We start from the raw sequence: 9,028 nt of genomic DNA, 5'->3' as shown, positions 1-9,028 counted from the left end.
CCGCCACGACGCGCCCGTCGTGCCGGCCCAGGGCCGGACCGCGCCGGCGCTCCACCGAGACCCGGCGCAGCTGCTGCAGGGGCAGCGACACGGTCCTGCGGGCCCCGCCGGGGCGCAGCAGCACGAGGTGGCGGGTGGTGAGCACGTAGCGGGTGCGCCACCACCGCACCAGCGGGCGCAGGCAGCTGCGGAGCACCACCCAGCCGGCCGCGACGAGCAGGGTGAGCTCCACCCCGGCGTGCACCGTGGTCCACGGCTCCGCCACGGGGCGCCAGCGCAGCTCGAGGGCCCGCTGGGCGAAGGAGAGCGCGAACACCGTGAGCAGCAGCACCAGGAAGGGCCGGGTCAGCCGGGCGCCGTGGGCCCGTGTGGACACGAGCACGCGCTCCCCGGGCTGCAGGGCGGGACGGGCGGGCACGCTCAGGCCGTCCCGGGGGCGTCCGGGGCCGGGCGCAGGTGCACCACGTCGCCCGCCGTCACCTCGCGCTCGGCGCCGCCGTCCTCGCGCACGAGCAGGCCCCCGTGCTCGCCGAGGCCCGTCGCGGTGCCCGTGACGGGGGCGGCCCCGCCGGGCAGCTCGGCGCGCACCGGGCGTCCGATGGTCTCCATCCGCTCGGTGATCCGGGCGCGCAGCGGCCCGTCCGGGCGCACGGCGGCCTCCGGGTCCGCGCAGAACTGCCGGTAGACGGGGACGAACGCGCCCAGCACGGCCCGCAGGACGGCGGCGCGCTCGACCTCGCGGCCGGTGGCGCGCCGGACGGACGTGGCCGTGTCCACGGGCAGCTCCTCCTGGGCGACGTTGATGCCCGTGCCCAGGACCACCGCCGGCGGGTGCTGCGCGTCCAGCACGAGGCCTGCGAGCAGCCCGGCCGTCTTGCGTCCGTCCACCAGGACGTCGTTGGGCCACTTGATCCGCGCGCCGGCCGCCGCGAGCCCGTCCAGGGCGTCGACGACGGCCGCGGCCATCAGCAGGGTCAGCCACGGGAAGTGCTGGGTGGGCAGCGGGCGGCCGCGCGCGTCCGCCGGGCGCAGCAGGAGGCTGAAGGTCAGCGCGGTGCCGGGCTCGGTGGTCCACACCCGGTCCAGCCGGCCGCGCCCGGCGCTCTGGTGGCCGGTGAGCACGAGGGACAGGTCGGTCCACGGCCGGTCCGGGCGGGGCCCGCGCGCCTGCCGGGTGACGGCGGCCGTCAGGTGCTCGTTCGTGGAGCCGACCTCGTCGAGGACGTCGATCCGCCCCAGGCCGAGGTCCGCCAGGGCCGCGAGCAGGGCGGGCTCGCGCAGGTCGGCGGCGCAGGGGTCGGGCACGGTGCTCCTCGGGTCGGTCGTCAGGGGCCGGTCGTCACGGGCGGGTCCGCACGGGCCGGGGCGGTCGGTGCTGTCCGGCCGGGCGCCGTCCGCGTAGTGTTCGGACCACATCCACAGTAGTAGCCCCGTTCCCCGGGAACCGGCTGGACGGTCCCGTCCGGCCGGGCGGGGCCGCGGCACGACCCCCGGGAGAGCCACCGTGAGCGCAGCCGAGAACCGCACGACCTTCGCCGTCACCTACGTCTACGGCGGGCCCGCCGACGTCCTGGCCGCGCGCCGGCCGGAGCACCGCCAGTACCTCGGCGGGCTCGTGGAGCAGGGGCACCTGCTCGCGTCCGGTCCCTTCGACGACGACGGCGCGCCCGGCGCGCTGCTGGTCTTCGCCGCCGAGGACGCCGGGGCGGTCGAGCGGCTCACCGACGAGGACCCGCTGGTGCGCCACGGGGTGGTCACCGAGCGGACCGTCCGCCCCTGGAAGGTGGTCCTCGGCAGCGTCGGCTGAGCACCGTCCCGTGTCCCCCGGACCCGGGCACGGATTTTGTAGGAGTTCTACAACGGAGGCCCCCGCGGCCGCGGACTAGAGTGAGCAGGTCCCCTGACCACCCCGGACCGGACCGATCGGCCCGCCGGGCCGGCCGCGTACCAGACCACGAGGTGCCTGTGACCCACGACCTGACGACCACCGCCGGCAAGATCGCCGACTTCCACGACCGCAGGGCCCGCTCCGAGGTGCCCGCGGGGCAGGCGGCGGTCGAGAAGCAGCACGCCCGCGGGAAGAACACCGCCCGCGAGCGCGTGGAGATGCTCCTGGACGAGGACTCGTTCGTGGAGTTCGACGCCCTCGCGACCCACCGCTCGACCGCCTTCGGGATGGCGTCGAAGAAGCTGCCCGGCGACGGCGTGGTCAGCGGCTACGGCACGGTGGACGGGCGCCTGGTGGCGGTCTACTCCCAGGACTTCGCGGTCTTCGGCGGGTCGCTGTCCCAGGTCAACGGGGAGAAGATCGTCAAGGTCCAGAAGTTCGCCCTGCGCAACGGCTGCCCGGTCATCGGGATCAACGACGGCGGCGGGGCACGGATCCAGGAGGGCGTGGCCTCCCTGGCCATGTTTGCGGACATCTTCAACATGAACGTCCGCTCCTCCGGGGTGGTCCCGCAGATCTCGCTGATCATGGGCCCGTGCGCGGGCGGGGCGGCCTACTCCCCCGCCCTGACCGACTACATCGTGATGGTCGACAAGACCTCGCACATGTTCATCACCGGACCGGACGTCATCAAGACGGTCACGGGCGAGACGGTGGACATGGAGACGCTGGGCGGGGCGCGCCAGCACAACGCGACGACCGGCACGGCCACGTACCTCGCCGAGGACGAGCAGGACGCGCTGGACTTCGTGCACGAGCTGCTCGAGTTCCTGCCGGCGAACAACCTGCAGGAGGCACCCCTGGTGGACCACGACCAGGAGGACGAGGTCACCGACCAGGACCTCGCCCTGGACGTGCTGGTCCCCGACTCCGCGAACCAGCCCTACGACATGCGCGCGGTGGTCGAGGCGATCGTCGACGACGGGCACTTCCTGGAGATGCAGGCCCTCTACGCCCCCAACGTGATGATCGGCTACGCCCGGGTCGAGGGGCACACCGTGGGCGTCGTGGCGAACCAGCCCATGCAGTTCGCCGGCACCCTGGACATCGCGGCCTCCGAGAAGGCGGCCCGGTTCGTGCGCCACTGCGACGCGTTCAACGTCCCGATCCTCACCCTCGTGGACGTGCCCGGGTTCCTGCCCGGCACCGATCAGGAGTTCAACGGCATCATCCGGCGCGGCGCCAAGCTGCTCTACGCCTACGCCGAGGCGACCGTCCCGCTGGTCACCCTGATCACCCGCAAGGCCTATGGCGGGGCCTACATCGTGATGGGCTCCAAGAAGCTCGGCGCGGACGTCAACCTGGCCTGGCCCACCGCGCAGATCGGTGTGATGGGCGCCCAGGGCGCCGTGGAGATCCTCTACCGCCGGGACCTCAAGGCCGCCGCGGACAACGACGAGGACGTCGAGGCGCTGCGCGCCGAGCTGGTGCGCAAGTACGAGGAGAGCCTGCTCAACCCCTACCAGGCCGCCGAGCTGGGCTACGTGGACGCGGTGATCTCCCCGTCCGAGACCCGGGTGCAGGTGCTCAAGGCCCTGCGGGCCCTGCGCGACAAGCGGGCGTCGATGCCCACCAAGAAGCACGGGAACATCCCGCTGTGACCCCCCGTCAGCCCGCCGAGGGCACCCCGTCCCTGCGCTTCACGGCCGGCAGCCCCACGCCGGAGGAGGTCGCCGCCGTCACGGCCGTCCTGCTCGCGCGCCGGCACGCGGGCGAGGACGACGCGAAGGGCTCCCCGGGGCGCCGGGACCAGTTCCGCCGGATGCGGCTGGGCCTGAAGCTGCGCCCGGGCCGCGGCGCGTGGCGGCGGACCCGGCCGGAGGAGTGACCGGGCCGGAGGAGTGACCCGCACGCCGTGACCCGGGTGGCGCCCGGTCACGGCTCCCGGGGGATCCGCCGGGAGACGACGAGCGCCACCGCGATGCCCGCCAGGGCGAGCACCGCCGTCACCGCCCACGTCAGGTCCCAGGAGCCGGTCGCCTGCGCGACCGAGGCGACCGCGGGCGGGCCGGCGAACTGGCCCAGGGCGTTGAACTGCTGGCCCAGGCCCAGCGTGGTGGCCACCGTGGTGGGGGTGGGCGCGACGCGCATGAGGCTGGCGATCGCCGTGGTCGGCACCACTCCCCCCACCGCGGAGAACACCAGGACCGCGCCGTACCGGGCGCCGAAGCGCACGCCCTCGTCCAGCAGCGGGGCGATCCCGAACGCGACCACGGCGGCCAGGCCCAGCACGGCGAAGCCCGTGCACCACAGCACCACGGGGCGCACCCCGCGATGCAGGGCCCGGCCCGCGCCCAGGTTGCCCACCACGTTGACCCCCGCGGCGAGCGCGCTGAGCCCCGCGGCGGCGCCCGCCGCGATCCCGGCCTCGGCGTACATGGAGGGCAGGAACTGCACCACCCCGTTCCACTGGGCGGTGTAGAGACCGAAGACCGCGGCCACGAGCCACGGCCCCGGTGCGCGCAGGGTCAGCCCGAGGCGCTGCCGCACCCCGTGCACCACCGTGTGGGCCGGGTCCGGCGGGAGCACGGCGAGCACCAGCACGCCCAGGAGCGCGGAGCCGGCCGCGGCGGCCGCCCACCAGGTGCGCCAGCCGAGGGCCTCGCTGAGCAGCCCGCCGAGGAGCAGGGAGAGGGCCGCGGCGACCGGGATGTGGCAGCCCCACAGCCCCACCAGCAGGGACACCCGGGCCGGGGCCACGGTGCGCCGGATCAGGGCCGGGGCGCAGATCGACACGAGCATGAACCCCACGCCCTCCAGCACCCGGGAGCCCAGCAGCGGGCCGTACCCCGTGGAGAGCAGTCCCGTCACGGAGCCGGCGGTGAGCAGGCCCAGCCCGAGCACCAGGCCCCGGCGCAGGCCGATCCGGTCCCCGGACAGACCCACCACCACGCCCAGCAGCATGCCGGCCACCTGCACGGTGGAGAGCAGGAACCCGCCCTGCACCAGGCTCAGGCCGAGCTCGGCGGAGAGCACGGGCAGCGCCGGGGCCAGCTTCCACACGTGCAGGGCGCCCACCACCCCCGCGACCACCACGAGCAGGGCGGGCCCGGTCCCGGCGGTCCCCGAGGGCCCGGCCGGGACGGTCGCGGGGGGCGCGGAGTTCGCGCGCGGCGCAGGAGCGGACATGCTCCGCAGTCTAGGGAGCGCCCGGCGCTACTGTGACGTGCATGACCGATCAACGGCCCGACCCCCTGACCGGCGCCGGCCCCGCGCCCCTCGGCACGGGGCGGCGCGAGCCCACGGACGTGGACGCCGTGGCCGAGCGCTGGTTCGCGCGCGCCATGGAGCTGGACCCGGCCCAGGCCACCGTGCACGGCTTTCCCGGGCACGAGACCGAGTACCGCGACTTCGGGCCCGAGGGCCTGGAGGCCCACGCCGACGCCGCCCGCCGGACGCTGGCGGAGCTCGAGCGCGCGGCCCCGGTCGACGACGTCGACCGGATCACCGGCCACGCCCTGCGCGAGCGCCTGGGCCTGGACCTGCTCCTGCACGAGGAGGGGCTGCGGGGCTGGGAGGTCAACAACATCTCCTCCCCGGTGCAGGAGATCCGGGAGGTCTTCGACGACCTGCCCCGGAGCACCGCCGAGGACTGGGCGCACCTCGCCGGCCGGCTGCGCGCCGTGCCCGCCGCCGTGGACTCCTACCTCCTGGGCCTGCGGCACGCCCGCTCCCTCGGCCGCTCGGCCTCCGCGGCGCAGCTGCGCAACGCCGCCCGGCAGTGCACCGGCTACGCGGCGCGCCACGGCTTCTTCGACCGGCTGGCGCGCAGCCCCCGCGTCCCCGAGGCGCTGCGGCAGCAGGTCGGGGAGGCGGCCGAGGCGGCGCGGCGCGCCTACCGGGGCCTCGCCGCCGTGCTGGGCAGGGAGCTCGCCGCGGACGCGCCCCGCACGGACGCGGTGGGACCGGACGTGTACACGCTGCGCCTGCAGGAGTTCCTGGGCGCCGTCCTGGACCCGGCCACGGTCTACGCGTGGGGCGTGGAGCAGCTGCGCACGATCGTGGCGGAGCAGGAGCAGCTCGCCCGCCGGATCGCCCCCGGCGCCACGGTCGCCGAGGCCATGGCGGCCCTGGACGCGGACCCGGCGCGGCAGCTGCACGGCACCGACGCGCTGCAGGCGTGGATGCAGGACCTCTCCGACGCCGCCGTGGACGCCCTCGCGGACACGCACTTCGAGCTCACCGGCCCCATGCGCCGGCTCGAGTGCCGCATCGCCCCGACCCACGACGGCGGGATCTGGTACTCGATGCCCAGCGCCGACTTCTCCCGCCCCGGGCGCATGTGGTGGTCCGTGCCCGAGGGCACCCGGAGCTTCACCACGTGGGAGGAGACCACGACCGTCTACCACGAGGGCGTCCCCGGCCACCACCTGCAGTTCTCCACCGCGCTCGCCAACTCGGGCGAGCTCAACCGGTGGCGGCGGATGGGCGTGTGGGTCTCGGGCCACGGGGAGGGCTGGGCGCTGTACGCCGAGCGGCTCATGGACGAGCTGGGCCACCTGCAGGACCCCGGGGACCGGATGGGGATGCTGGACGCCCAGCGGCTGCGGGCGGCGCGGGTGGTGTTCGACGTCGGCTTCCACTGCGGCTACCGGATCCCCGCGGAGCTCGGGGACGCCCTCGGCGGGGCCCGCCCCGGCGAGGTCTGGACGCCCGAGGACGGCTGGCAGTTCCTGCGCTCGAACATCGTGATGGCGGACCCGATGCTGCGCTTCGAGTGGATGCGCTACATGGGCTGGCCCGGGCAGGCGCCGTCCTACAAGGTGGGCCAGCAGCTGTGGGAGCAGGCGCGGGAGGCGGCCCGCGCCGCGGCGGGCCCGGAGTTCCTGCTCAAGGACTTCCACACCCGCGCGCTGCGGGTCGGCTCGGTGGGCCTGGACACCCTGCGGTACGCGCTCGCCCTGTGACCTCCGTCATTCCCGCGTCACATTTCGTCACCGTCATTCGGTGTTGTATATTTCCGCGCCCTATCGTGGCCACATGATTTCCGCAGAAAGCACTCGACGGCTGCCCCGGTGGATGACCTCCTTCGGCCCGCAGATCGTGCTCGCCCTCCTCCTGGGCGTGGTCCTGGGCACCGTGGCCGACGCCCTGGGCGGCGACCCCGACACGGACCCCAACTGGCTGATGACCGCCCTGGACACCATCGGCACCAGCTACGTCAGCCTGCTCAAGGCCGCCGTGGTCCCGCTCATCGTGACCGCGGTGATCTCCTCGATCGCCAACCTGCGAGAGGTCTCCAACGCCGCCCGGCTCGCGTGGAAGACGCTGCTGTGGTTCGGGATCACCGCCCTGATCGCCGTGACGGTCGGCCTGGTGCTCGGCCTGGTCGTCCAGCCCGGCGCCGGCAGCGGCGCGGCCGCGCCCGCCGAGGCGTACACCGGGACGCAGGGCTCGTGGCTGGGCTTCCTCACCGGCCTGGTCCCCGCCAACTTCCTGGGCCTGCAGGTCTCCTCCTCCGTGGTGGACCCGGAGACCGTCCAGACCTCCCTCGGCTTCAACGTGCTGCAGGTGCTCGTGGTGTCGGCCGCCGTCGGCATCGCGGCGCTCAAGGTGGGCGCCCCCGCCGAGCCCTTCCTGGCCGTGGTCCGGGCCGCGCTCGCCGTGGTGCAGAAGGTGGTCTGGTGGATCATCCGCCTCGCCCCGCTGGGCACCCTCGGGCTCATCGGCCGGGCCGTGTTCGAGTACGGCTGGACCTCGATGGGCGGGCTCCTGGCGTTCGTCGCCACCGTCTACGCCGGCCTGCTGGTCGTGGCGTTCGTGGTCTACCCGGCCCTGGTCAAGGCGCACGGGCTCTCCGTCCGGCAGTACTTCTCCGGCGTGTGGCCGGCCGTGCAGCTGGGCTTCGTCTCCCGCTCCTCGGTCGGCACCATGCCCCTGACGCAGCGCGTCACCGAGCGCAGCCTCGGCGTGCCCCGCGCCTACGCATCCTTCGCCGTGCCGCTCGGGGCCACCACCAAGATGGACGGCTGCGCCGCGGTCTACCCCGCGATCGCCGCCCTGTTCGTCGCGCAGTTCTACGGGATCGAGCTGGACGTCACGCACTACGTGCTCATCGCGCTCGTGTCCGTGCTGGGCTCCGCGGCGACCGCCGGCACCACGGGCGCCACCGTGATGCTCACCCTGACGCTGTCCACGCTGGGCCTGCCGCTCGACGGCGTGGGCCTCCTGCTGGCCGTGGACCCGATCATCGACATGGGCCGCACCGCGCTCAACGTGGCGGGCCAGGCCCTGGTGCCCACGATCGTCGCCCACCGCGAGGGGCTGCTGGACCGGGAGCTCTACGACGCCCCGCGCTCCGGCGACCCCTTCACACCCGAGGACGTCGCCCCCGAGGACGCCGCTCCCGAGGAGGCCGCGGCGACCGGGGTCCGCTGAGCCCCGGCGCCGCCGTCCCCACCGCGAGGGGCGGGGAACTGCGAGAATGCTCGACGCATTCCGGCAGTTCCCCGCCCCTCGCTGTTCCTGGACGCGTCACGGGCTACCCTGGGACGGGCATGAGAGCTGGGTCACAGCACGGGACAGGAGGCGGCGCGTGGGCGCACCGGCGGACGGACCGACGACGACGGACCCGCTGCTGCGACTGTCCTGGGCCCGGTCGCTGGACCACCTCTCGGCGCCCGAGCGCTGCACCCCGCGGGTCGTGCTGGACGGCCCCGACGTCCGGGAGGCCCGCTCCCCGCTGCGCCTGCTGATGCCCGTGCTCGACGAGCTGCTCACCCCGCTGGCCGAGGACACCGGCCTGGTCGTGGCCGTCACGGACCCCGGCGGCGTGATCCTGCAGGTCCGGGGCAGCGCCGCGACCCGGCGGCGGGCCGAGTCCATGGGCTTCGTCGAGGGCGCCGACTGGTCCGAGCCGGCCGTGGGCACCAACGCCCCGGGCACCGCCCTGGTCCTGCGCCGGCCCGTGACCGTGCACCGCGAGCAGCACTTCTACCCCGAGGCCCGGCCCTGGACCTGCACGGCCGCCCCGCTGCTGCACCCCGTCACGGGGGCGCTGCTGGGGGCGGTGGACCTGACGGGCGGGGACGCCGCCGCGGCCCCCGCCACCCGGGCGCTGGTCGGCGCGGCGGTGCGCGC

Annotated in this window: 7 protein-coding genes and 2 pseudogenes; 6 read left to right on the top strand and 3 right to left on the bottom strand. The window is 75.0% G+C overall.

The genetic code is table 11. From position 1 onward, the window contains the following. Both CRM73_RS16760 and CRM73_RS16755 read right to left on the bottom strand, forming a co-directional pair. A pseudogene (locus tag CRM73_RS16760) lies at nucleotides 1-418 on the bottom strand (hypothetical protein); the annotation flags it as partial. Nucleotides 419-420: 2 nt separating this feature from the next. Beyond that, the gene (locus CRM73_RS16755; protein ID WP_095651401.1) at nucleotides 421-1,416 is read right to left on the bottom strand and encodes a biotin--[acetyl-CoA-carboxylase] ligase; all 996 of its coding nucleotides are present in this window, start codon (nucleotides 1,414-1,416) and stop codon (nucleotides 421-423) included. A gap of 88 nt (nucleotides 1,417-1,504) precedes the next feature. On the opposite strand from CRM73_RS16755, the gene CRM73_RS16750 reads away from it, so the two are divergent. The 3 genes from CRM73_RS16750 to CRM73_RS16740 all read left to right on the top strand — a co-directional run bounded on the left by CRM73_RS16750 (nucleotide 1,505) and on the right by CRM73_RS16740 (nucleotide 3,776). Further along, the gene (locus CRM73_RS16750; protein ID WP_035926444.1) at nucleotides 1,505-1,807 is read left to right on the top strand and encodes a YciI family protein; all 303 of its coding nucleotides are present in this window, start codon (nucleotides 1,505-1,507) and stop codon (nucleotides 1,805-1,807) included. 158 nt (nucleotides 1,808-1,965) lie between these two features. Beyond that, nucleotides 1,966-3,549: an acyl-CoA carboxylase subunit beta gene (locus CRM73_RS16745; RefSeq protein WP_017833849.1), complete on the top strand. Its 1,584-nt coding sequence runs from the start codon at nucleotides 1,966-1,968 to the stop codon at nucleotides 3,547-3,549. Then, on the top strand, nucleotides 3,546-3,776 hold the full coding sequence (locus tag CRM73_RS16740) for an acyl-CoA carboxylase subunit epsilon (protein WP_095651400.1): 231 nt from the start codon (nucleotides 3,546-3,548) through the stop codon (nucleotides 3,774-3,776). Before CRM73_RS16745 ends, CRM73_RS16740 begins: the two co-directional genes overlap by 4 nt. Nucleotides 3,777-3,823: 47 nt before the next feature. On the opposite strand, the gene CRM73_RS16735 is transcribed toward CRM73_RS16740, so the two are convergent. Next, entirely contained in the window at nucleotides 3,824-5,077 is a 1,254-nt protein-coding gene (locus tag CRM73_RS16735) for a CynX/NimT family MFS transporter (RefSeq protein ID WP_095651399.1), read from the bottom strand. A 41-nt stretch (nucleotides 5,078-5,118) separates the two neighbouring features. Here CRM73_RS16735 and CRM73_RS16730 point away from each other — a divergent pair, with 41 nt between their 5' ends. From CRM73_RS16730 to CRM73_RS16720, 3 genes and pseudogenes are all read left to right on the top strand, one after another. Continuing rightward, complete coding sequence (locus CRM73_RS16730; RefSeq protein ID WP_176475350.1) at nucleotides 5,119-6,855, top strand: DUF885 domain-containing protein; 1,737 nt, start codon at nucleotides 5,119-5,121, stop codon at nucleotides 6,853-6,855. A gap of 73 nt (nucleotides 6,856-6,928) precedes the next feature. Further along, nucleotides 6,929-8,326 carry a dicarboxylate/amino acid:cation symporter gene (locus CRM73_RS16725; protein ID WP_229588581.1) on the top strand — a complete coding sequence of 466 codons (1,398 nt, stop codon included), beginning with the start codon at nucleotides 6,929-6,931 and terminating at the stop codon, nucleotides 8,324-8,326. 157 nt (nucleotides 8,327-8,483) lie between these two features. Continuing rightward, nucleotides 8,484-9,028, top strand: a pseudogene (locus CRM73_RS16720) (GAF domain-containing protein); the annotation flags it as partial.

This window comes from Kocuria sp. CCUG 69068, assembly GCF_020833785.1.
In the GTDB taxonomy this organism is placed as follows: domain Bacteria; phylum Actinomycetota; class Actinomycetes; order Actinomycetales; family Micrococcaceae; genus Kocuria; species Kocuria rosea.
This window is presented reverse-complemented; position numbering and strand designations above follow the sequence as displayed.

Bases quoted from the DNA above. Each gene is read 5' to 3' on its own strand.
- CRM73_RS16755 (WP_095651401.1), bottom strand. From the start codon at position 1,416: ATGTGGTCCGAACACTACGCGGACGGCGCCCGGCCGGACAGCACCGAC.
- CRM73_RS16735 (WP_095651399.1), bottom strand. From the start codon at position 5,077: ATGTCCGCTCCTGCGCCGCGCGCGAACTCCGCGCCCCCCGCGACCGTC.
- CRM73_RS16730 (WP_176475350.1), top strand. From the start codon at position 5,119: ATGACCGATCAACGGCCCGACCCCCTGACCGGCGCCGGCCCCGCGCCC.
- CRM73_RS16725 (WP_229588581.1), top strand. From the start codon at position 6,929: ATGATTTCCGCAGAAAGCACTCGACGGCTGCCCCGGTGGATGACCTCC.